Source organism: Rosettibacter sp. KY25 (assembly GCF_057554405.1).
This window is the reverse complement of record NZ_BAAJAO010000007.1, coordinates 95,415-116,756: the sequence shown is the minus strand read 5'-3', so window position 1 is coordinate 116,756 and position 21,342 is coordinate 95,415. Positions and strand designations below refer to the sequence as shown.

Below are 21,342 nucleotides of genomic sequence, written 5' to 3'. Positions count from 1 at the left end.
TAATCTGATGAATAGTAGAATCGTTGAAATATTTCATGATAAACATCTTGTTGAAAAAATAAAGAATAAATTACCTTATATGTTTCAATTAGCAGAATTAGAGAGCTCAAGAGCTGGAAAAGTGGGTATGGAAGTTGGTTCTTTGAGAGAAAGAATAATTATCTCGCTTTAATTTATAAGTTCGGAGAAAAAAATGTAAATACAGAACTCCCTATCACTGAGTCTGAAGTTGATGTAAAATTATTTAATGAACCAATTTCAATAAAAACTGTTACGGGCAAAAAGTTAACGGGGATAAAACTAATATGGACTGTGGATAGAAAAAAAGTGTTAGATTTTTTTAATAGTTATTATCCTACATGTAGTATTATACTTATTCAAATTAATTGGAATAATAAAGGAGGGTTTTATTTTATTCCATTAGAAACTCAAATAGAAGTCTTTGAAAATATTGGCAGGAAGAACTATATTAAAATACCTAAAGTAGGAACTAACCCGAGAGGAATTGAATTTTCTTCAGAAGCAATAGATAAGTTGATTAATCACAGTAAAACTTTAGTAATTCCAATACAATGGAATAAACAAGAAATAAAATTTAATGCTTATCATAGATGGCTTGAATTATGGAAGGAGGAAGTTGAAGATAATGAATAAAAGAAAAAATGGTACTAAGACAAGTAAGTTTGGTTCCCCGGGGAGAGTAAATCATGACTCAACTATGTTTTATTCGAGTAAACTTTATGAAGGACTTCCTAAAGAGGAAATAGTGGAGTATGTAGAATCACCAATACTCAATGAAAATTTAGATAAGATATTTTGTAAGTCAAGCGAATGTATGAGTGAACTGCCGGATAATAGTATTCATTTAGTTGTCACTTCACCTCCATATAATGTCGGCAAAGAATATGATGAAAATCTTACATTAGATGAATATCGGGAATTTCTTAAAAAAGTTTGGAAGGAAGTTAAAAGAGTGCTTGTTCCTGGGGGGCGCGTATGTATCAATATTGCTAATTTAGGACGAAAACCATACATCCCTCTTCATGTATTTGTAATTGAAGATATGTTAAATTTGGGCTTTTTAATGAGAGGTGAAGTTATCTGGAATAAAGCATCAAGTGGCAGTCCATCTACGGCATGGGGGAGCTGGCTATCTGCAAAAAATCCTACACTCAGGGATATTCATGAATATATTTTGATTTTTTCAAAAGGCAGTTTTGCAAGGGAAAATTTTGGAAGAGAAAGTACGATTTCAAAAGAGGAATTTTTAAAATTTACTAAAAGTGTATGGACTTTTTCAGCTGAACCTGCTACAAAAATTGGTCATCCTGCACCTTTTCCTGTAGAGTTGCCTTATCGACTTATTCAACTTTATACTTTCAAGGGAGAAGTAATTTTAGACCCATTCATGGGAAGCGGACAAACAGCTATTGCAGCCTTAAAATCACGCAGGCATTATGTGGGCTATGAAATTAATAAAGATTATGTAAAATTATCAGAAAAAAGAATTAAGGAATTTTTACTCAACTTTGATGTTCCTGAATTGTTTGATTTACCCTCAAACAGTGTCAAACTATTTTAATATCCAAATTTCTCTCTTAATTTTTTTTCAACAATTGGAGGAACAAATTCCGATACATTACCATGAAACTGAGCAAGATTTCTTACAATCGTTGAATTTAAGTATGTATATTTATCATGAGGCATTAATAAAATTGTAGTAATCTCTCCAGCTAATTTTCTGTTCATTAATGCCATTTGAAATTCATATTCAAAATCGCTCACAGCTCTTAATCCTCTTATAATTCCAATTGCACCAACCTGCTTTGCATGCTCGACAACTAGTCCATCAAAAGAATCTACAATAACATTTTTAAAATCTTTCAAGCTTTCTTTCAACATTTCTAATCTTTCTTCAACAGTGAACAAAGCCGTTTTCATAGGATTGCGTGCAACTGTTACAACAACTTCGTCAAAGAGTTCACTTGCTCTTTGAACTATATCTATGTGACCATTGGTTACAGGGTCAAATGTTCCTGGATAAATTACTTTTGCCATAATAATCTCTCTATGTGTTGATAAATTTTATTCAGATTTATTTCTGAAAAGATAAATTAAACTATCTCCAATTTTTTTGAAATGTTCACACTGAAAATTTTCAACATCTTTTTCTCTGGTCTGGATTGACCTTTCAACCAATAAAATTCCATCTTCACTTAAAAAATTTCTTTCAAGTAAATTACGAACAACTGAATGAATATCATCTTTAAAAAATGGTGGGTCAGCTAAAATTAAATCATATCTTTCATGATTTTTCATTTTAGAAAATCTTAATGCTTCTGTTTTGAATATTTTACATTTACTTTCTGAATTAAGAGAAGAAATATTTTCTTTTAAGACTTTTACAACATAAAAATCTTTTTCAACAAAATGAACTTCTTCAGCACCTCTGCTTAATGCTTCTAATCCGAGTGAACCAGAACCAGCGTAAATATCACATACTTTGATGCCTTCAAAATCTATTTGATTGCTTAAATAGTTGAATAAAGACTCTTTTACTTTATCTGTTGTTGGCCGAACAAGTTTTGAATTCGGGAATTTAATTGTTCGTCCTTTGAATGTTCCTGCAATTATTCTCATATAACTCTTAATGCCATTCCTGTTGCAGCTGTGAATGAATTAAACTGTGATGAATAAAAAGGATTTTTCTTTAATGTGTCATCAATTTTGAATCTTTCAAATGGATTAATCTTTTTTAATTTTTGATTGAACTTCTCTTCTAATTTCAATATCACTTCATCAGTAATGCTTTGCCCGCAAATTGTAATTTGATTTGCAGAATTAATTCCATATTTCGAAAGTTGTATTAGTATTTCATCAATGCCTTCCAGAATTTTTAATGTATCTATCACTTTGAAATAAAAAGGAAATTTATTTTCAATTGCTGCAAACGAAGAATAATTCTGGTCGATATAAAAACTGAATGTAATGTTTTCTTTAACTGTATTTTCTAATAAATGTAAAAAAGCTGTAGATGATAGATGTGCATTATCAATGTATTTAAGTTCAAGATTATTTGATTTACAAAATTTATTAATAGCATTTACAATGTTTTTATTCAATGAAAAAACAACAGCACATTCTTCCTTTCGAACAGTAGTTTTGTTTACTTCAATGTGTTGAATTAAGTAATCGTTGATATCTAAGTATGGATGTAGAACTGACAATTCCCACTTGAAGTGCTCAATTAAATCTTTTTTTGTAAGAATTGGGTCAAATGGTATTTCGAAAATAAAAAAGAATTCATCTGGAAGAGAAAAAGAAACATATTTTGAAACAGGATTTTTTTTTGAAATGATTTTATTGAAAGATTCTTGAAGATTAGAAATGAATTTTGATTCTATAAATGAATTAAAGCCCTTCATAAGAGAAGGGCTTAAATTTTCTTTGAAGATTACTTGGTCAACATTTTCAAGATAAAATGAATTTTGTTTATAGCTTACCTCTACAAATTGAAATTTAGTTTCTGTTAAATTTATGCCAATATGATTTTCAAACACATTGACTCAAATAATTTTATTCCCATGATGCAGTATTCTTTAAAGCATCGCTTCTGAGGTCGCCGATTGTTCCATAGCCATCGGGGCACTGAATAAAGTATCTTTGTCCAATTGTTTTAATTGTGTCAATCTTAATTATTCTTCCGCGTCTGTCGATAATTGTATCTGCAGAAATAGATGTATCTACCATAACAATATATGGCTTTCCTGATTTTGGCGAGTGAGTAATAGAATCCCAGACTAAATTTCCATCCGATAATTTAACAAATGGATTTGTTGATTTGCCTGTAACAGTATCAATGCCTTCCATAGCTTTTTTAACACTTGGGTCGGTTTTAAGAAAGTTAATCAAGTCGTTTAGATTATCTGTGAATTTTCCATATTTAGCTTCCCATAACTTTTCTGCTGCGCGAAGATTAGACATTCTGAGTCTTGATTCCTGTTTGTAATATTTTTCTTTTTCGAGAATTTCATTTGGATCTATGTATGCAACTCTAATTAATACATACACCAAAACAGCAATTATTACATATAAGACAGCATGAATATACCATGGTTCTGACTTTGGGTTCATTATTTTTCCTCCAAAAGATTTACTTAATTGTGATTCTGCTTTTTATTTTATCTAATTTTGATTTGCCGATACCTTTAATTTTCAGCAAATCATTTATGTTATTGAAAGCTCCGTTATTTTTTCTGTAATTTATAATTTCAGCAGCTGTTTTTTCACCAATTCCCGGCAAACTAATTAACTCAGTTAAACTTGCCGAATTTATGTTTATTAACTTAGAACTGTCTTTTATTTCTTTATTTATATTTTTTGTTAAATTTTCTTTGCTAAAATCTAAAAGTTCCCGTTGATAATCAACTCCCAGATTTACATATTTTTCTGCAGAATCGTTTTGAGGAAGCTGATAGCTGTAAAAAAGGCTGTCATCCTTTGAGTAATTATATTCAAGAAAATTATTATTACGATTGTTTTTAAAAAAATTTATTGCAGCTCCAATAAAAAGTGCAATTAAAAGAAATAAAATTACTTTTGATTCAGTTTCAGTAAAGCCAAATTTTCTTGATATTTTTTTGAAAAGGTCGATTGTTTACCTCGCCTGTTCAAAGATTGGAATAAAATTAATCACCCACTTTTATGTTTGGCATTTTCTGAAGTTCTTTGAGCAATTCTCTTTCTTTTGCAGTTATATTTTTAGGAACATGAATATTAATTTTTACAAGCTGGTCACCTGCACCATGACTGTTAAGATGTTGAATTCCTTTTTCACGCATCTTGAGATATTTACCAGGTTGAGTGCCAGGTTCTATTTTTAATTTTGCTTTTCCAGTTAAAGTTGGAACTTCAACTTCGGTGCCTAATACAGCTTCTGGAAAACTTATGAATAATTCATAAATTACATTATCACCATCTCTTGTAAAATATTGATGTGGAAGTTCCTGGAAAACAACGATAATATCTCCAGCAGGACCTCCATTTTTGCCTGCATTTCCTTCACCTCTCAAAGTCATATAACTGCCATCATGAACACCTGCAGGCACATTAATTTTGATAGTTTCTTCTCCATAAACTCTTCCATCACCAGAACATGTTGGACAAGGTTCTGAAATTACTTTTCCAGTTCCGCCACAATTTTTGCATGTTGTAATATTTACAAACTGGCCAAAGATTGACCTTGATACTTGTCTAATTTCACCTGTTCCATTGCACATTGTACAAGTTTTATAACCCGAAGAAGCTTTAGCTCCAGTTCCTCCGCATGTCTCACATTTTATGTATTTCTTGATTTTAACTTTCTTTGTTGTTCCAGTTGCAATTTCTTCGAGTGTAAGTTTAAGAGTTATTTTAAGATCGGAACCAGGAGTTCCTGTTGTTTTCCTTTGTGTTCTTTGTGAAGTAGAAGTTCCAAAGAAATCATCAAAAATTGAAGAGCCACCAAAAGCACTGCCAAAAATATCAGAGAAGTGACTGAATATATCATTAACATTTTCAAAGCCATGGAAATCTTCTCCGCCACGTAAACCACTGTGTCCATATTTATCATATTTAGCTCGTTTTTCTGCATTGCTTAGAACTTCGTAGGCTTCAGCAGCTTCTTTAAATTTTTCTTCTGCTTCTTTATTTCCGGGATTTCTATCTGGATGATATTGCATCGCAAGTCTTCTGTATGCTTTTCTTATTTCTTCTTCTGTTGCGTCTCTGCTTACACCTAAAACTTCGTAATAATCTCTCTTAGCCATAATTTCTATCCTTAATTATTGTTTTGAGAATCTGGTTGATTATCTTCAGATGTTGTTTCTGAACTTACAATTACTTTTGCATGACGAATAACTTTGTCTTTATAAATATAACCATGTTCTAAAACTTCAAGAACTGTATGAGGCGGAATGCCTTCAGCTGGTCTTTGCATCAAAGCTTCATGAAGTTCTACATCAAAAGGTTGACCTACTGCATCAATTTTCTTAATTCCATGTGAATTAAGAATTTTTGTAAACTTATCATAAATTAGTTCAAGACCTTTTTTCAGCGATTCAAAATTATTGTCACCATTAACATGAGTTAAAGACCTTTCGAGGTCGTCGTAGACAGTAAGAATACTTTTTATAAAAGGTTCGGCAGCATATTTAATTATATTAAGCTGGTCGTTTTCAGTTCTTCTTTTATAGTTTTCAAATTCTGCTGCCTTTCTTAAAAATGCATCTTTTAATTCACTGTTATTTTTTTCGAGTTCAGAAATTTTTTCTTCTAATTCTTTTATTTGTTTTTCAAGCAAATCAAATTGAACAGCAGATTCCTCTTCTTGTTTAAGAGTATCCTGAGTTTCAGTTCCGTTTTGTTGACTTTCTTTCTGTTCGTTTGGTAATTCTGCCTGATTATTCTGTTCTTGAATTTTATTATCTTCCATAATCTTTTTCTTTTTCCTCATATTATCTTTGTTTAGTTAATTCTTCGGAAAGCTGTTGAGCAACATAAACAACAGCAGCAATAATTTTTGAATAATCCATTCTCTTTGGTCCCATAATTCCAACTGTTCCCTGCAAATCTCCAATCTTATACTCTTTTGTAATCATGCTGTATTCAGAAAACTTTTCGTCTTTGTTTTCTTCTCCAATTGTTACAAGTACATCATTGTTTTTTGATGGATGTTTTTTGTCAAGTATATGAATGATGATATCTTTATTTTCAATTAGTTCAATAATGCTTTGAAATTGTTCGTGATCTGCAAACTCTGGTTGTTTAAGAATATTTTTTGCACCTGCTACAACAACTTTATCACTTGGACTATCTGTAAAAATTCTGTCAACAGAATCAAGAAAAACTCTGATTATAGGTTTGTATGATTCTTTATCAAAATCTTTAATTCTTTCGCTGATTGTATTTCTAATTTCAAAAAATTTTAATCCGGCTAATTTTTCATTCAAAAGATGTTGAACAACAGCAAGCTGATCTTCTTTTACTTCTGCATCAATTTCAAGTGTAATAGTTCTTATCAAACCTGATTTTACAGTTACAACAACAAGAATTCTTGTAGAAGATAGCTGAACAATCTGAATTTTTTCAAGTACTGCCTGCTCGAATTTTGGATAAGTTACCATTGCGAGCTGATTTGTTAAATCGCTCAAAATGTTTGTTGTTATCTTAAGCAGTTCATCAGTTTCGCTTGGCGCCTGACTTAAATTAACATCGATAATATGTTTTGCTTGTGAATCAAGTGTTGGTGGATCCATTAATGAATCCACATAAACACGATAACCTTTGTCCGTAGGAACTCTTCCTGCAGAAGTATGAGGATGGTCTAAATACCCCAGTTCTTCTAAATCTGCCATAATATTTCTAATTGAAGCAGGGGATAGACCAATGTTATATTTCTTTGAAATATTTCTCGAGCCTACGGGACTTGCTGTTAAAATAAATTGATGAATTACAAATCTAAGTATTGCCTTTTCCCTGTCTTTTAATTGATAATCCTGCATACACTTATCCATCCTAATCGTGGCTTCAAAAATATCAAAATTTTGAGAATTTTTCAGATTAGATGATTTACTCTCAAAAGCGTCGCATAAGACAACATGAATTGACTTAAAGTTTCAAATTAAAGACAATGGATTTTCACATATCATCAAAAATCTTAATCTGGTAAAATGCTGAATTTAAATTTTGTAATAATTTAATTACCGAAGTTAATTTATAATTCAGCATTAATATTTTCTTATATTTGCTGTAAAAATTTAGAGGATTCTGTGGGAATAAATTACAAAGATGCAGGTGTAAATATTCAAGCTGGTGAAGATACTGTCGATAGAATAAAGTTGCTCGCTAAATCTACATTTAATCAAAATGTTTTGCACGGCATTGGACACTTTGGAGCATTTTATAAGATTGATTTGAGAAAATGGAAGAATCCTGTTCTTGTTTCAAGTGTTGATGGTGTTGGAACAAAAATTAAAATTGCTATGATGTTGAATAAACACGACACAATTGGACAGGATTTAGTAAACCACTGTGTCAATGATATTTCAGTTTGTGGAGCAGAACCACAGTATTTCATGGATTATATTGCTTTTGGGAAATTAATACCTGAAAAAGCCGAACAAATTATTAAAGGATTTTCTATTGCCTGCAAAGAAAATAATGTTGCATTGATTGGAGGCGAAACAGCAGAAATGCCGGGCATTTATGCAGAAGATGAATACGATGTTGCTGGCACAATCGTGGGTATTGTAGAGCAAGATAAAATAATTGACGGCAAAAATGTAGAAAAAGGAGATGTATTAATTGGATTTCCTTCAAATGGATTGCATACAAATGGTTATTCTCTTGCAAGAAAAGTTTTACTAAGCAAATTCAAGCTGAGCGATTTTGTAGATGAATTAAATCGAACACTCGGAGAAGAACTATTAAGAATTCATAAATCTTATCTTTCTCTAATTAATTTATTGAAAGAAAATATTTCAATAAAAGCATTCTCGCATATCACAGGCGGTGGAATTATCGGCAACACAAAAAGAGTTATCCCAGAAAATTTAAAAATGAAAATTGATTGGCATTCATGGGAAATCCCTGCAATATTTCAATTGATTCAAAAAACTGGAGAAATTGATGATAATGAAATGAGAGAAGTTTTTAATCTTGGAATTGGATTGGTGGCAATTGTAAATAAAAATGATGTAGATAAAGTTTTAAAGCTCAGCAAAAATTTGAATGAAACAGGAATTGTAATCGGTGAAGTATATTAATTTTTCGAAGTTGAATGAAAATTTCTATTAAATTGTTTTATTAATAAATAATTAAGCAGCATTTACTCAAAAACTAACAAGTAAAAAAATATATGTTTATAGATACACATGCTCATCTGTTTTATCCTAATTTCAATGGTGAAGTTGAGCAGATAATTCAAAGAGCAAAAGAATCTGAAGTTAACTCAATAATAGTTCCTGCAACAGATTTAGTCTCATCTCAACAGGCAATTGAACTTTCAGAAAAATATGATAACGTTTATGCAGCTGTAGGTGTACATCCGCACGATAGCAAAGAATGGAATGATAGTATTGTTAATAAACTTGAGGAACTTGCAAAGAATAAAAAGGTAGTTGCAATTGGAGAAATTGGATTAGATTATTATTATGATTTTTCTCCGCGTGATATTCAAATAAAAGCATTTGAAGACCAGATTCAACTTGCATTAAAATTGAAATTGCCTGTTATAATTCATAACAGAGAAGCTAATGATGACATAATGCAAATTGCCCGCAAGTATAAAGATTCTGGATTAAGAGCTCAATATCATTGTTTCGCAGGTTCAATATCTAATGCTAAAGAATTAATTGAAATGCATAATTTCATTTCCTTTACAGGAAATATTACATTTAACAAAGCAGAAAATTTAAGAAAAGTAGTTTCCAGTATTTCCATTGAGAATATGCTTCTTGAGACCGATTCACCATTTATGACTCCAGTTCCACACAGAGGAATGAGAAATGAACCTGCTTATATTCGTTTGATAGCAGAAAAAATCGCAGAAATTCAAAATCTTACAGTTGAAGATGTTGCAAGAACAACATCCTACAATGTTTATAAATTATTTGGGATTGGGAAAAAACCAAAATTGAGCATAACATATAAAATTGGAAATTCTCTTTACATAAATGTTACTAACAGATGTAATGCTGATTGTGTCTTTTGCGATAGAAAAGGGGATGCAGTTATAAATGGCTACAACTTAAAAATGAAGAAATCAGAAGAACCGGATGCAGAAGCTTATATAAAAGAGATTGGCGACCCGAAGAAATACAAAGAAATAGTTTTTTGTGGTTATGGAGAACCTACAATCAGATGGGATGTTGTTAAAAAAATTGCAAAGTATGTTAAAGATAATGGCGGAGTAACAAGATTAAATACTGATGGCCATGGAAATTACATTAACAAAAGGGATATTACACCAGAACTTGAAGGCTTAATTGATGTTGTATCAATAAGCTTAAATTCTGTTGACCCGATTCAGTACGGAAAATTGATGCGAGTTGACCCATCAATGCATGCCGAGATGGTTGACTTTGCTAAAAAAGCAAAAAAATATTCTCGCGTTATCATGACAATAGTCGGGCTAAGCGAAGTTGATTCATTAGCTGCAAAAAAATTTGTTACAGAAGAACTTGGTGTTGAGTTTAGAGAAAGAGAATACTTTTCATAAATGAACAAAAAATTTTTACTTCTATATTTGCTTGTATTCACATCAGCTGAACAAAACTTCCTTTTTGCACAATCAGTTAATCTTTCAAAATCACTTGACAGTTTGTTTGCTGATGAATTTTTTACTTCAACAATTGCAGCAGTTGATATTTATGATTTAACAGAAAACAAAAAGCTTTATTCAAAAAATGAAAAGCTTCTTTTACGGCCTGCATCACTTCAAAAAATATTAACAACAGGAACTGCACTTTTATTTTTAGATGATTACAAATTTAAAACAAAAATTTATTATGATGGTGAAATTGAAGATTCTGTTTGTAAAGGAAATTTATTTGTTCTTGGAGGCTGCGACCCGCTGTTTTCATTAAATGATTTAGATTCTTTAACGAAGGAAATCAAAAAATTTGGCATTAAAAAAATTTCAGGAAATCTTTATGGTGATATTTCAATGACTGATTCTTTGTTCTGGGGCGAAGGCTGGATGTGGGATGATGACCCTTATCCATTTGCTGCATACATAACACCGCTTTCGATTAACAGAAATTCTTTCAAAGTTGTTTATAAACCTTTGAATGTCGGAGAACCAGTTCAAATAGAAATTATTCCAAAAACAAATTATTTCGAAGTAGTTAATACTTCATCAACTACAAGTTTTGATACTTCTGATTTTATTATAACACGAAGCAGATTGAATGATAATGAAAAAATTATAGTAACTGGAAATTTCTCAAATAATTCGAAACAAGATACATTAAGTTTCAGCGTTGCAAATCCTTCAAAATTTTTTTTGAAACTGTTTGCTGAAAAGCTCAATGAAAATGGAATTAGTTTCAGCGGTAACGTAGAGTTTAAAATTACTCCCGATGATGCAAAAGAAATTTTTTCATTTGAAAGAGATATCGATACTGTATTGATTTATACAAACAAAACAAGTTATAATTTAGGGGCAGAATTAATTTTACGCGCACTTGCACATAAATATTTTGGCAAACCTGCTACAACAAAAAATGGAATTCTTTTAATAGATAGTTTAATTACTTTGTCAGGTTTTAATTCTCAAAAATTCAAAATTGTTGATGGCTCAGGACTCTCTTTTTACAATCTTGTTTCCGCCGAACTTATAACTTCCATACTAAAATATTTTTATTATGAAAAAGAAAATTTGTTTGTAAAACTTTACAACACATTTCCAATTTCAGGTTATGATGGAACACTAAAAAACAGAATGCATAATTCTGTTGTTTACAGAAAAGTAAGAGCAAAAACAGGGACATTAAGCGGAATAAGTAATCTTGCAGGTTACATGTTTAATCATAAAAATCATTTGATTGCATTTTCTATTTTGATGCAGAATTTTGTAACTGCACCAAATAAAGCAAGAGATTTTCAAGACAAAATTTGTGAAATTATTTATAACAATTAGGTGAACTAAATGAAGAAGTTTAAGCAATTTATTATAAGAACAATTCCTCAAAATAATGAGATTATAAGCGGATTGTTATGGCAGTTAAATTTAGATGGAATTAATGAAACAGAAAATGAACTTATAGTTTTTGCAGATGAATCAAAAAATATTTCGGCAGATGATATAAAAAGAATTCTTGATGAAGCAGAAAAAAATAATTTCATAGAATCTTATAATTTGATTGAAGAAGAACTTGAAGACAGAAACTGGAATGAAGAGTATGAAAAAAATGTAAAAGTAATTGAAGTTACAGATAAAATTGTTATTAAACCTTCATTCAAAGAATATCATCAGAAAGCTGGACAATTAGTTATAACGATAGACCCTAAAATGTCCTTTGGAACAGGAGAACATCAAACTACAAAAATGGTTTTGAGATTTTTAGAAAAGTATGTTAAGCAGGGAAATATAGTTTTAGATATAGGAACTGGAACTGGAATCCTTGCAATTACTTCTGTATTTCTTGGTGCGGAAAAAGCACTTGGAATTGATAATGATGAATGGTGTTACTTAAATGGCAATGAAAATGTTAAAATGAATAATGTTGAAAATAAAGTTGAAATACGACTTGCAGAGATACATCAAATTTCAGAAAAAGATTTTGATATTATAACTGCAAACATTAACAAAAATGTTCTGATTGAAATAGCAGATGAGATAAAAAGTAAAATAAAAAAGACCGGAATTTTGATTCTTTCCGGTCTCTTAATTTCTGACGAAGAAGAAATTGCTAAAAAATATAATTCACTTGGATTTAAGCTGCTTGAAAAAATGCAAATGGATGAATGGATTTCTCTCTCATTCCGTTTAGAAAGCTAATTTTTCAAGCAATTCAATTAGTTGTTTCTGTTCACTTTCTGTTAAAGATGAAGTAACGGCAGCAACTTTTTCTATGTATTGCGGCATAATCCTGTCAAGCTTTTCTTTTCCTGCTGGAGTTAATTCGCCAAGAATTACTCTTCTGTCTTCCTTTGAATGAACTCTTTTAACAAGTCCTTCTTTTTCGAGATTATCAACAACGCATGTAATATTTGCACCTGTAACAAGCATTTCCTCACTAATTCTCTTAAGCGGCATAGGACCATTTCTATAGAGTATTTCCAAAACTCCAAATTGAGGAGCTGTAAGTTTTTGTTCGAACATGTATTTGGCTTGCAGCCTTCTGAATTTGTCACCTGCTTTTGTAACTTTCTCCATAAGTTGGAGTGCGGCTTCCCCTTTTTCTGTTTGCATTTTCATTTTCTCCTTCCTTGTTAATAACTTATTTTCGTTTCCCCAGCCCTCTTAATTAAATCTTTATAATCAAAGAACTATTAAATTGCGCTTCGGATTCTAAACATATAAAATTAAATTCATTTTCAAAAGCTGTTTCAATGCTTTTTATTATTTTGCACCTGCAATTTATTCAAATAAATATAATAATGAATTAATCTTGATAGTAAATAATAAAAATTTCTCAACATACATACTTAAATTACAAAAAAATATTAAACACAAGAATCCCAATTTATTGTATACCTACATACAAGAAATCGATGAAATAATTTATGAAGAATATTTCAATTCCCTCTTAAATCAAAAACAATTTTTTCTTTGGGATTTTCCTGAAAGAGATTATTCATTCTTTTCCTTTGGAAATATTTTTTCAATTAATGAAAATTCATATAAAAAAATTAATCAGCTAAAACATATTCATAACCTTGAGGAATCTGATTTTAGTTTTTATCCTTTGTTTGTCGGCGGAATAAAATTTCCCGTTCAAGAAAAAACAAATCTCTGGAGCGATTATCCATCCGAAATTTGGTTTGTTCCAGAAATATCTTTTATTAAATACAAAAACAAATATTACTTTGCTTTCAATTTTGTGAATGATTTTTTGAATGAACAAACAGAAAAAGTTCTTGAAGAGAAATTAAAAAATATTTTGAATTGCTCTGCAAAATTTGATAATAAAGAAAATGATAAAATTGATAATACAGATATTGATGACTGGAATATTATGGTATCAACGGCATTAAATGATATAAAATCAGGCGACTTAGAAAAAGTTGTTCTTGCAAGAATCAAAAAAGTTAGCATCAATGAAGAGATTAACTTAATTGAAATTATCAAAAAACTTAAAACTGATTTTCCTGAATGCTATGTATTTGCCTGGAGAAACAATACTTCTGTTTTTTTTGGTGCAACACCTGAATTGCTTGGAAGAATTTCACAAAATAAATTTGAAACAGATGCACTTGCTGGTTCAATTAAAAGAGGAATCAATGAAGTAGAAGATTATATTCTCGAAAATAAATTATTAAGCGATAGTAAAAATATTCACGAGCATGATGCCGTTCTTAAATTTATTGTTGAAAATTTATCAGCATTATCTGAAAGTGTAAATTATAGTAAGACAAAAATCAAAAAGTTAAAAAATATTCAGCATCTCTGGACTCAAATTAATGCAAAAGTTCGAAAAGATGCTTCTATTATTTCACTTATAAAAAGTATTTACCCAACACCAGCAATTTGTGGTTTGCCAAAAGAAAAAGCTTTGAAACAAATAGAAAAATTGGAAAATTTCGATAGAGGTTTATATGCAGGTATTCTTGGCTGGTTTAATCTGGAAGGAAATGGTGAGTTTGCTATTGGAATTAGATCTGCTCTTTACAAAAATTCTTTTTTATATGCATTTGCAGGCTGCGGCATAGTAGAAGGTTCTGAAATAAAAAGTGAATTCGAAGAAACAGAGCTTAAATTAAAACCAATGCTTTCACTTTTTAGAGAGATTAAAAAATGAAAATATCAATTAACAGAAATACAATATGGTGTGATTTATTTGTCAACAGACTTGTAGATTATGGAGTAAGATATGTTTGTATTTCCCCAGGTTCAAGAAGCACACCATTAACATTAGCATTTAATCAGAATGAGAACATAAAAGTATATCAAATTGTTGACGAGCGTTCCTCTGCTTTTTATGCACTTGGTCTGGCTAAAAAATCTAAAACTCCTGTTGCAGTATTAACAACCTCCGGAACCGCAGTAGCAGAACTTTATCCTGCAATAATTGAAGCATATTATCAAAGAGTTCCTTTAATTATTTGTACTGCAGATAGACCGCCATATCTCAGAAATACAGGAGCAAATCAAACTATAAATCAAGAGAACATATTTGCAAATCACATAAGATATTTTGCAGATGCAGGCTTGCCAGAAATAAATTACGAAAAATTAAAAAGCTTGATTAAAAAAACAGATGAAGCATTAAAAACTGCATTGATAGAAAATCCTGGTCCTGTTCATCTAAATTTCCCTTTTGAAAAACCATTTGAACCAGATACTTACACAGAAAAGGTAGATATAAAATTTCTTGATAAAATTTATAATTCTATAAGTCCTGTGGATTTAAGAATAAAAAGAAAAAAGAATTTAATTGTTGATACAATTAAAAAAATAATTAATCATAAAAAAGGATTAATTATTGTTGGATATAACAGCTATGACGAAAAATTTGCAAAGTTGTGTATGACTTTATCTGAAAAATTAAGATATCCAGTTTTTGCCGATATTTCTTCTGGTATAAGACAGGGAAAACATTCAAAGAAAAATATTGTTGAAAATTTTACATCACTTGTAAGGTCAGAATATTTTTTGCAAAGGTATGACCCCGAAATCATTCTGCAATTTGGAGGTTCACCTACTTCAAATGTTATTTTGAATTATTACAAAAATTCTAAAGCAGAAAAAATTTTGATTAATGAATTTGGTGATAGGAATGACCCATCTTTAACTGCAAAAACAGTTTTGAAAATTAATCCAACAGAATTTTGTGAACTTGTTTTAGATAAGATTAATACTTCACAATTAGAGAGAAACAAAGAATGGTTTGAAAATATAATTCGATTAAATCAAATTGCAGAAGAAATTAAGCGAAAGATGCTCGAGGAAGAAGAAATTAATTTTGAAGGAAAAATTCTTTATGAAGTTTTTGAAGCTCTTCCTTCAAAATGCAATGTGATGATTTCAAATAGTCTTCCAATTCGTGATGCAGATTTTTTTGTTTCTTCAAATCAAAAGCATATAAATATTTTTTGCAATCGCGGTGCAAGCGGAATTGATGGAATAAATTCAACAGCTCTTGGAATAGCAGCAATATCAAAGGAGCCGACAATTTTAATAACAGGTGATTTAGCTTTCTATCATGATATGAATGGTCTTCATAATGCAGTTAAATTCAAAATTCCATTGACAGTAATTTTAATTAACAATAACGGCGGCGGCATTTTTGAGTCGCTCCCAATTTCAAGATTTGGAAAAACTTATATCCAAAATTTTGTTACACCGCTGAATATTGATTTTTCAAAATTTGTAGAAGCATACAATGGAAAATATTTCTTAATAGAAAATATTGCCGACTTAAAAAAGAAACTATTGTTGTCGTTCAATAGTAAAAAACTCGCAGTTCTTGAAATAAAAACTGATTCAAAGAAATCGAAATTAATTCGTGAAAAAATCTGGAAAGAAATAACTACAGCAATTAATATCCAATTAGATGAAGATAAAAGTAAATCAAATTGAATTTAACATTCTTATTGATGAAAGCAAAAAATGTGAAGAGAAAATCCCAATTGTATTTTTACATGGCTTTACAGGTTGTGCCGAAGATTGGTTTTTTATGTTTAATAAACTTCCAGATAAGTATTTCCCCATCGCAATAGATTTAATTGGACACGGATTAACTGAATCTCCTGATGATTCGTGTTATTATACCTGCACTGCAATTATTAATCAGCTCAACAGCATTTTTGATAATCTGAAAATTGATAAACTTATAATTTGTGGTTATTCAATGGGAGGAAGAGCTGCACTATCATATTCTTTGCATTATCCCGAAAAAATAATTGCTGCAATATTTGAAAGCACTACAGCTGGAATAGAAGATTTCGCAGAAAAGAAGGAAAGAGTAATTTCTGATTTTATTCTGGCAGAAAAAATTCGAAATGAAGGAATAAAAAACTTTGTTGATTACTGGATGAATCTTCCTCTATTCGAATCTCAAAAGAAAATTTCAAATTATGATTCAATAAAGAACAAAAAATTTCAAAACAGTGTTATAGGATTATCTAATTCCTTGCTTGGTTTCAGCACAGGTTTAATGCCAAATTACTGGGATAAATTGAACCTGCTGAAATTTCCTGTGCTTTTGATTACTGGCAGTCTTGACGAAAAATATACATTAATTGCAAAAAAAATGAAAACAAAATTTCCAATGGCAGAACATCAAATAGCAGAAAATTGTGGGCATAATGTTCACTTAGAAAAGCCCGATGTTTTTGTTAAATTTGTTTTGAACTTCTTAAATAATTTGAAAGGGAATCATTATGAGTTATAACTGGATAAAAGCAAAAGATTATCAGGACATAATTTATGAGAAGATGGATGGAATAGCCAAGATAACAATAAATCGACCGGAAAAAAGAAATGCATTTCGTCCAGAAACAGTTTCTGAATTATACGATGCATTTAACGATGCACGAGAAGATACGAACATTGGAGTAATTTTATTAACAGGAAAAGGACCATCAAAAGATGGAAAATATGCATTTTGTTCTGGTGGCGACCAATCAATTCGCGGCGATAAAGGTTATGTAGGAAAAGATGGTGTTCCAAGATTAAATATTCTTGATGTTCAAAAGCAAATAAGAAGTATACCAAAACCAGTGATTGCTCTTGTTGCCGGATATGCAATTGGCGGCGGTCATGTATTGCATGTAGTTTGTGATTTAACAATTGCTGCAGATAACGCAATCTTTGGGCAAACAGGACCGAAAGTAGGAAGTTTTGACGGCGGTTTTGGTGCAAGTTATCTTGCAAGAATAGTTGGACAGAAAAAAGCTCGTGAAATCTGGTACTTATGTCGTCAATATAATGCACAGGAAGCACTTGAAATGGGACTTGTCAATAAAGTTGTTCCCTTAGAACAACTTGAAGAAGAAGGAATCAAATGGGCAAAAGAAATTCTTGAAAAAAGCCCGCTTGCAATTCGACTTTTAAAATCAGCTTTTAATGCAGAACTTGATGGACAGGCTGGAATTCAAGAACTTGCTGGAAATGCTACTTTGCTTTATTATATGACAGAAGAAGCTCAAGAAGGAAAGAATGCATATCTCGAAAAAAGAAAACCGGACTTTTCAAAATTTCCAAGAGTGCCATAAATTTTATGAATTCAGTTTCAATTACATTTACGAAAAAAATTAATAGCTGGATTTTAGCTGCACGACCCAAAACATTACCTGCAGCTGTTGTGCCTGTTGTAGTTGGTTCTTCTATTGCAATTCATTATAACAAATTTAATTTCATTGCTTCGTTAACAGCTTTGCTTTGTTCACTATTGTTTCAAATAGGAGCTAATTTTGTTAACGACCTTTTTGATTACCTTCATGGAACTGATAAAAGAGAAAGAACAGGACCTCAAAGAGCAGTTGCATCTGGATTAATTTCTGTTAATGAAATGAAAATTGGAATTATAGTAGTATTCAGCTTGAGCTTTTTGCTTGGTCTTTATCTTGTTTATATCGGTGGATGGGTAATTTTTCTAATTGGAGTTCTTTCAATTATTACTGCAGTAGCATATACAGCAGGTCCATTTCCGCTTGCATATCATGCACTTGGAGATATTGCAGTATTTCTGTTTTTTGGTTTCGCTGGAACAATTGGAACTTACTATGTTCAGGCAAAAGAAATTACACCAATGATTTTTTGGGCTTCTGTTCCAGTTGGTGCTTTAATTACCAACATTCTTGTTGTAAATAATTACCGCGACAGAGACGAAGATAAACTCAGCGGTAAAAATACTCTTGCTGTAGTGTTTGGAGAAAAATTTTCACGACTTCAATATGTATTCTTTATGATAGTATCATATTTAATTTTATTTGTTGTTTATTTTACATTCAAAAAAAGTTTCTTTGTTTTCCTGCCAATTCTTTCTTTGCCAATTGCAATTAAATTGATAAAAATGATTTACACACTTAAAGGAAGAGAATTAAATAAAACTCTCGAACTTACTGCAAAGCTTTCTGCAATTTATGGATTACTCTTTGCAGCTGGTATTCTTTTATGATATTAAAAGAAATTAAATATTCTTTCTTTTCACTTCCGCTAAAAAAAGTATTTAGAAATTCATTTGACTCATTTTCTAAACGAGAAGGATTTATCATAAAAGCAGTAGATGAACAAAACAATGTTACTTACGGTGAGGCATCGCCTCTACCAAATTTCAGCAAAGAATCTCTAAATGAATTAGAAGAAGAATTAAAATTAATTTCACAGAATGAAGTTGCTTTAAGTAATAATCTTAATGATGCGAGGAAGCAAATAAAAAACTTATCAAGCTTAAATTCATTGAGATTTGCTTTTGAACAAATACTTCTGAATTTTTTATTTCTCAGAAAATCTCAACAAAATAATTTTCTATTGAATAAAAATTTAAAAAATGAAATCAGCGTTAATGCGGTGCTGGATATTTCAGAGCCAGAGTTGATAATGAATGAGATTCAAAAAAAATATTTTCAAGGTTATAGAACTTTTAAGATAAAGATTGGAAGAGAAAATTTTGAAGATGATTTGGCATTGTTAGAAAAGATTCAAAATATGTTTGGAAATAAAATTAAAAAGCGACTTGATGTTAACGGAAAATGGGATTATGAAAGAGCTAGAAATTATCTTAAAGAGTTAGAAAAATTCGAAATAGAATTTATTGAAGAACCATGCTCTGGCTTAATGTGTAATTTAGAATTAGCAGAAAAACCTAAATTAAAAATCGCACTTGATGAATCACTAAAAAATTTTGACGATGCAAAAAAAATTATTGAAAGTAGTCAAATTGATTTTGTTGTGGTTAAACCAATGATATACGGCAGTCTGTTTGATTCAGTAGAATTAATAAATTATGCTGAAGCAAAGAATAAGTATGTAATTATCTCATCATCTTTTGAAAGTGCTGTTGGAAAAAGTGCATTGGTTTTTATAGCATCATGCTCTTCACATTCATTTGCACACGGACTGGATACATCAGATTTTTTTGAACGAGACATTTGTTATGATTATTATGATGTAAACAATGGCAAAATAAATTTCGAATTAGAAAATTTTCCTCCCAAATATGATTTAAAGTTATGATTACAATTTCAAATAAAGAACACTGGCTTGTTGAACAGAGCAAATCATTTCCCGAGTCTTTGGCAATAATAACTTCATCAGAAAAAATTAGTTATAAGCAATATTTTGAAAAATCATTTCAATTCTTCTGTCAATTATGTGATTATGGAGTTAAGAGAGGCGATAGAATTGGAATTCTTTTAAATCATTCAAAAGAATATTTGTATTTGATTAATGCAATCTGGTTTTGTGGTGCGGCTGCTGTTCCATTAAATACAAGATTAACAGAAAATGAATTAATGCAGCAGATAGAAAACACAGGTATTTCCGTTCTTATTATAGATGATAAACTTTATGATTTCAAAAAAGAAATTTCATTTAAGATTTTTCCGTTATCAAAATTGAGTCAATCAAGCAAGGATTACAAAAATTATTTCATTGAAAATTTTGATATTTCCCGCGATGCAATCATAATGTTTACATCGGGCAGCACTGGAAAATCGAAAGCAGCAGTTCATACTTTTGAAAGCATTTATGAAAGCACATCTGCACTGAATGAATTTATAGAATTAACTCAAGATGATATCTGGCTTGCATCACTTCCTTTTTATCATATTGGCGGCTTTATGATATTTTCCCGCTCATTGATTTCAGGAAGTAAAATAGCAATTTCTGATTCACTGAAATATGATGACATTAAAACAGCAATTAATAAGTTTGAACCAACACACATTTCATTTGTCTCTACAACTCTTTACAGATTGACAGAAGAAAAATTCAAACCAAAGAAAAAAATAAAATATGTTTTTCTTGGCGGCGGACCGCTTGATATTTCATTGTGCGATAATGCAATCAAAGAAGGATGGAATATTATTAAAGTTTACGGCTCAACTGAAACATGTTCAATGATTACAGCATTAGATAACAAAAATTATTTATTAAAACCAGATTCTGCAGGAAAGCCTCTCAAAAATGTAGATGTCAAAATTGTTGGAAGTAAAGGTGAATTTTTAAATGCATTCGAAAAAGGAGAGATTGCAATAAAAAGTAAAACACTATTCAAAGAATATCTCAATTCAGAAAATCAAAGAAAATATATTGATGAATATTTTTTAACAGGCGATTACGGCTGGATTGATAATGATGGTTTTTTATATGTTGAATCTCGTAGAGAAGATATCATTATCACTGGAGGCGAAAATGTAAGTATAAGGGAAGTAGAAAATGCATTAAAACAGCTTGAAGAAGTTGAAGATATTTATGTCTTTCCTGAAAAAGATAAACAATGGGGGCAGTCAATTTCGGCAGTTGTAGTTTTGAAAAAAGAAATTAATCTGCAAGAAATTAGAATAAAATTAAGCAGCCACATCGCCTCCTATAAAATCCCCAAGCAATTCTATTTTGTGAATGAAATTCCAAGAACTGAATTAGGAAAGATTGATAAAGAAAAACTGATGAGATTAGTAAACAAGTAATTG

General features: G+C 30.5%; 21 protein-coding genes and 1 pseudogene. 13 read left to right on the top strand and 9 right to left on the bottom strand.

Annotated features, from left to right (window positions below; all coding sequences use genetic code 11):
* Window positions 1-7 precede the first annotated feature (7 nt).
* A pseudogene (locus tag AC27L2_RS06260) lies at window positions 8-654 on the top strand (ThaI family type II restriction endonuclease).
* Window positions 647-1,582: a DNA-methyltransferase gene (locus AC27L2_RS06255; protein ID WP_487210851.1), complete on the top strand. Its 936-nt coding sequence runs from the start codon at window positions 647-649 to the stop codon at window positions 1,580-1,582. Before AC27L2_RS06260 ends, AC27L2_RS06255 begins: the two are co-directional and overlap by 8 nt.
* On the opposite strand, the gene coaD is transcribed toward AC27L2_RS06255, so the two are convergent.
* The 8 genes from coaD to hrcA form a co-directional block, all read right to left on the bottom strand.
* Complete coding sequence (coaD, locus tag AC27L2_RS06250) at window positions 1,579-2,058, bottom strand: pantetheine-phosphate adenylyltransferase (protein WP_487210850.1); 480 nt, start codon at window positions 2,056-2,058, stop codon at window positions 1,579-1,581. The two genes, AC27L2_RS06255 and coaD, sit on opposite strands and share 4 nt — an antisense overlap.
* Window positions 2,059-2,085: 27 nt before the next feature.
* Entirely contained in the window at window positions 2,086-2,640 is a 555-nt protein-coding gene (gene rsmD / locus AC27L2_RS06245) for a 16S rRNA (guanine(966)-N(2))-methyltransferase RsmD (RefSeq protein WP_487210849.1), read from the bottom strand.
* A complete protein-coding gene (locus AC27L2_RS06240; protein WP_487210848.1) occupies window positions 2,637-3,560 on the bottom strand; it encodes a type IV pilus biogenesis protein PilM in 924 nt (307 codons plus the stop codon). The genes rsmD and AC27L2_RS06240 overlap by 4 nt, the downstream gene beginning before the upstream one ends.
* Window positions 3,561-3,576: 16 nt before the next feature.
* Window positions 3,577-4,134 (bottom strand): hypothetical protein, encoded by a 558-nt coding sequence (locus tag AC27L2_RS06235; RefSeq protein WP_487210847.1) that lies wholly within the window; start codon window positions 4,132-4,134, stop codon window positions 3,577-3,579.
* A 19-nt stretch (window positions 4,135-4,153) separates the two neighbouring features.
* A complete protein-coding gene (locus AC27L2_RS06230) occupies window positions 4,154-4,342 on the bottom strand; it encodes a ComEA family DNA-binding protein (protein ID WP_487210878.1) in 189 nt (62 codons plus the stop codon).
* 346 nt (window positions 4,343-4,688) lie between these two features.
* Window positions 4,689-5,807: a molecular chaperone DnaJ gene (dnaJ, locus tag AC27L2_RS06225; protein WP_487210846.1), complete on the bottom strand. Its 1,119-nt coding sequence runs from the start codon at window positions 5,805-5,807 to the stop codon at window positions 4,689-4,691.
* Between the two features lie 11 nt (window positions 5,808-5,818).
* Window positions 5,819-6,472 (bottom strand): nucleotide exchange factor GrpE, encoded by a 654-nt coding sequence (grpE, locus tag AC27L2_RS06220; RefSeq protein WP_487210845.1) that lies wholly within the window; start codon window positions 6,470-6,472, stop codon window positions 5,819-5,821.
* A 22-nt stretch (window positions 6,473-6,494) separates the two neighbouring features.
* A complete protein-coding gene (gene hrcA / locus AC27L2_RS06215; protein WP_487210844.1) occupies window positions 6,495-7,541 on the bottom strand; it encodes a heat-inducible transcriptional repressor HrcA in 1,047 nt (348 codons plus the stop codon).
* A 273-nt stretch (window positions 7,542-7,814) separates the two neighbouring features.
* Here hrcA and purM point away from each other — a divergent pair, with 273 nt between their 5' ends.
* From purM to prmA, 4 genes are all read left to right on the top strand, one after another.
* On the top strand, window positions 7,815-8,804 hold the full coding sequence (gene purM / locus AC27L2_RS06210; protein ID WP_487210877.1) for a phosphoribosylformylglycinamidine cyclo-ligase: 990 nt from the start codon (window positions 7,815-7,817) through the stop codon (window positions 8,802-8,804).
* Window positions 8,805-8,896: 92 nt separating this feature from the next.
* On the top strand, window positions 8,897-10,258 hold the full coding sequence (locus AC27L2_RS06205) for a TatD family hydrolase (protein WP_487210843.1): 1,362 nt from the start codon (window positions 8,897-8,899) through the stop codon (window positions 10,256-10,258).
* Window positions 10,259-11,680, top strand: coding sequence for a D-alanyl-D-alanine carboxypeptidase/D-alanyl-D-alanine endopeptidase (dacB, locus tag AC27L2_RS06200; protein WP_487210842.1), 1,422 nt, complete (start codon window positions 10,259-10,261; stop codon window positions 11,678-11,680).
* Window positions 11,681-11,689: 9 nt separating this feature from the next.
* A complete protein-coding gene (prmA, locus tag AC27L2_RS06195; RefSeq protein ID WP_487210841.1) occupies window positions 11,690-12,541 on the top strand; it encodes a 50S ribosomal protein L11 methyltransferase in 852 nt (283 codons plus the stop codon).
* Here prmA and AC27L2_RS06190 read toward each other — a convergent pair.
* The gene (locus AC27L2_RS06190) at window positions 12,530-12,961 is read right to left on the bottom strand and encodes a MarR family winged helix-turn-helix transcriptional regulator (protein WP_487210840.1); all 432 of its coding nucleotides are present in this window, start codon (window positions 12,959-12,961) and stop codon (window positions 12,530-12,532) included. The genes prmA and AC27L2_RS06190 overlap by 12 nt on opposite strands.
* Window positions 12,962-13,154: 193 nt before the next feature.
* On the opposite strand from AC27L2_RS06190, the gene AC27L2_RS06185 reads away from it, so the two are divergent.
* From AC27L2_RS06185 to menE, 7 genes are read left to right on the top strand one after another with little or no spacing between them, the layout of a single operon-like run.
* Window positions 13,155-14,504, top strand: a complete 1,350-nt coding sequence (locus AC27L2_RS06185) for an isochorismate synthase (protein ID WP_488657389.1) — start codon at window positions 13,155-13,157, stop codon at window positions 14,502-14,504.
* Window positions 14,501-16,285 carry a 2-succinyl-5-enolpyruvyl-6-hydroxy-3-cyclohexene-1-carboxylic-acid synthase gene (menD, locus tag AC27L2_RS06180; RefSeq protein WP_487210838.1) on the top strand — a complete coding sequence of 595 codons (1,785 nt, stop codon included), beginning with the start codon at window positions 14,501-14,503 and terminating at the stop codon, window positions 16,283-16,285. The genes AC27L2_RS06185 and menD overlap by 4 nt, the downstream gene beginning before the upstream one ends.
* Window positions 16,260-17,099 carry a 2-succinyl-6-hydroxy-2,4-cyclohexadiene-1-carboxylate synthase gene (gene menH / locus AC27L2_RS06175; protein ID WP_487210837.1) on the top strand — a complete coding sequence of 280 codons (840 nt, stop codon included), beginning with the start codon at window positions 16,260-16,262 and terminating at the stop codon, window positions 17,097-17,099. Before menD ends, menH begins: the two co-directional genes overlap by 26 nt.
* Window positions 17,089-17,922: a 1,4-dihydroxy-2-naphthoyl-CoA synthase gene (gene menB, locus AC27L2_RS06170; protein WP_487210836.1), complete on the top strand. Its 834-nt coding sequence runs from the start codon at window positions 17,089-17,091 to the stop codon at window positions 17,920-17,922. The genes menH and menB overlap by 11 nt, the downstream gene beginning before the upstream one ends.
* 5 nt (window positions 17,923-17,927) lie before the next feature.
* Entirely contained in the window at window positions 17,928-18,827 is a 900-nt protein-coding gene (locus tag AC27L2_RS06165; protein ID WP_487210835.1) for a 1,4-dihydroxy-2-naphthoate polyprenyltransferase, read from the top strand.
* Window positions 18,824-19,885 (top strand): o-succinylbenzoate synthase, encoded by a 1,062-nt coding sequence (menC, locus tag AC27L2_RS06160; protein WP_487210834.1) that lies wholly within the window; start codon window positions 18,824-18,826, stop codon window positions 19,883-19,885. Before AC27L2_RS06165 ends, menC begins: the two co-directional genes overlap by 4 nt.
* Complete coding sequence (gene menE, locus AC27L2_RS06155) at window positions 19,882-21,339, top strand: o-succinylbenzoate--CoA ligase (RefSeq protein WP_487210833.1); 1,458 nt, start codon at window positions 19,882-19,884, stop codon at window positions 21,337-21,339. Before menC ends, menE begins: the two co-directional genes overlap by 4 nt.
* Window positions 21,340-21,342 lie beyond the last annotated feature (3 nt).

What these genes read in the sequence shown, in the direction of transcription:
- AC27L2_RS06255 (WP_487210851.1), top strand. Translation starts at nt 647, where the DNA reads ATGAATAAAAGAAAAAATGGTACTAAGACAAGTAAGTTTGGTTCCCCG.
- coaD (WP_487210850.1), bottom strand. Translation starts at nt 2,058, where the DNA reads ATGGCAAAAGTAATTTATCCAGGAACATTTGACCCTGTAACCAATGGT.
- rsmD (WP_487210849.1), bottom strand. Translation starts at nt 2,640, where the DNA reads ATGAGAATAATTGCAGGAACATTCAAAGGACGAACAATTAAATTCCCG.
- AC27L2_RS06235 (WP_487210847.1), bottom strand. Translation starts at nt 4,134, where the DNA reads ATGAACCCAAAGTCAGAACCATGGTATATTCATGCTGTCTTATATGTA.
- dnaJ (WP_487210846.1), bottom strand. Translation starts at nt 5,807, where the DNA reads ATGGCTAAGAGAGATTATTACGAAGTTTTAGGTGTAAGCAGAGACGCA.
- grpE (WP_487210845.1), bottom strand. Translation starts at nt 6,472, where the DNA reads ATGGAAGATAATAAAATTCAAGAACAGAATAATCAGGCAGAATTACCA.
- hrcA (WP_487210844.1), bottom strand. Translation starts at nt 7,541, where the DNA reads ATGCAGGATTATCAATTAAAAGACAGGGAAAAGGCAATACTTAGATTT.
- AC27L2_RS06205 (WP_487210843.1), top strand. Translation starts at nt 8,897, where the DNA reads ATGTTTATAGATACACATGCTCATCTGTTTTATCCTAATTTCAATGGT.
- dacB (WP_487210842.1), top strand. Translation starts at nt 10,259, where the DNA reads ATGAACAAAAAATTTTTACTTCTATATTTGCTTGTATTCACATCAGCT.
- prmA (WP_487210841.1), top strand. Translation starts at nt 11,690, where the DNA reads ATGAAGAAGTTTAAGCAATTTATTATAAGAACAATTCCTCAAAATAAT.
- AC27L2_RS06190 (WP_487210840.1), bottom strand. Translation starts at nt 12,961, where the DNA reads ATGAAAATGCAAACAGAAAAAGGGGAAGCCGCACTCCAACTTATGGAG.
- menD (WP_487210838.1), top strand. Translation starts at nt 14,501, where the DNA reads ATGAAAATATCAATTAACAGAAATACAATATGGTGTGATTTATTTGTC.
- menH (WP_487210837.1), top strand. Translation starts at nt 16,260, where the DNA reads ATGAAGATAAAAGTAAATCAAATTGAATTTAACATTCTTATTGATGAA.
- menB (WP_487210836.1), top strand. Translation starts at nt 17,089, where the DNA reads ATGAGTTATAACTGGATAAAAGCAAAAGATTATCAGGACATAATTTAT.
- AC27L2_RS06165 (WP_487210835.1), top strand. Translation starts at nt 17,928, where the DNA reads ATGAATTCAGTTTCAATTACATTTACGAAAAAAATTAATAGCTGGATT.
- menC (WP_487210834.1), top strand. Translation starts at nt 18,824, where the DNA reads ATGATATTAAAAGAAATTAAATATTCTTTCTTTTCACTTCCGCTAAAA.
- menE (WP_487210833.1), top strand. Translation starts at nt 19,882, where the DNA reads ATGATTACAATTTCAAATAAAGAACACTGGCTTGTTGAACAGAGCAAA.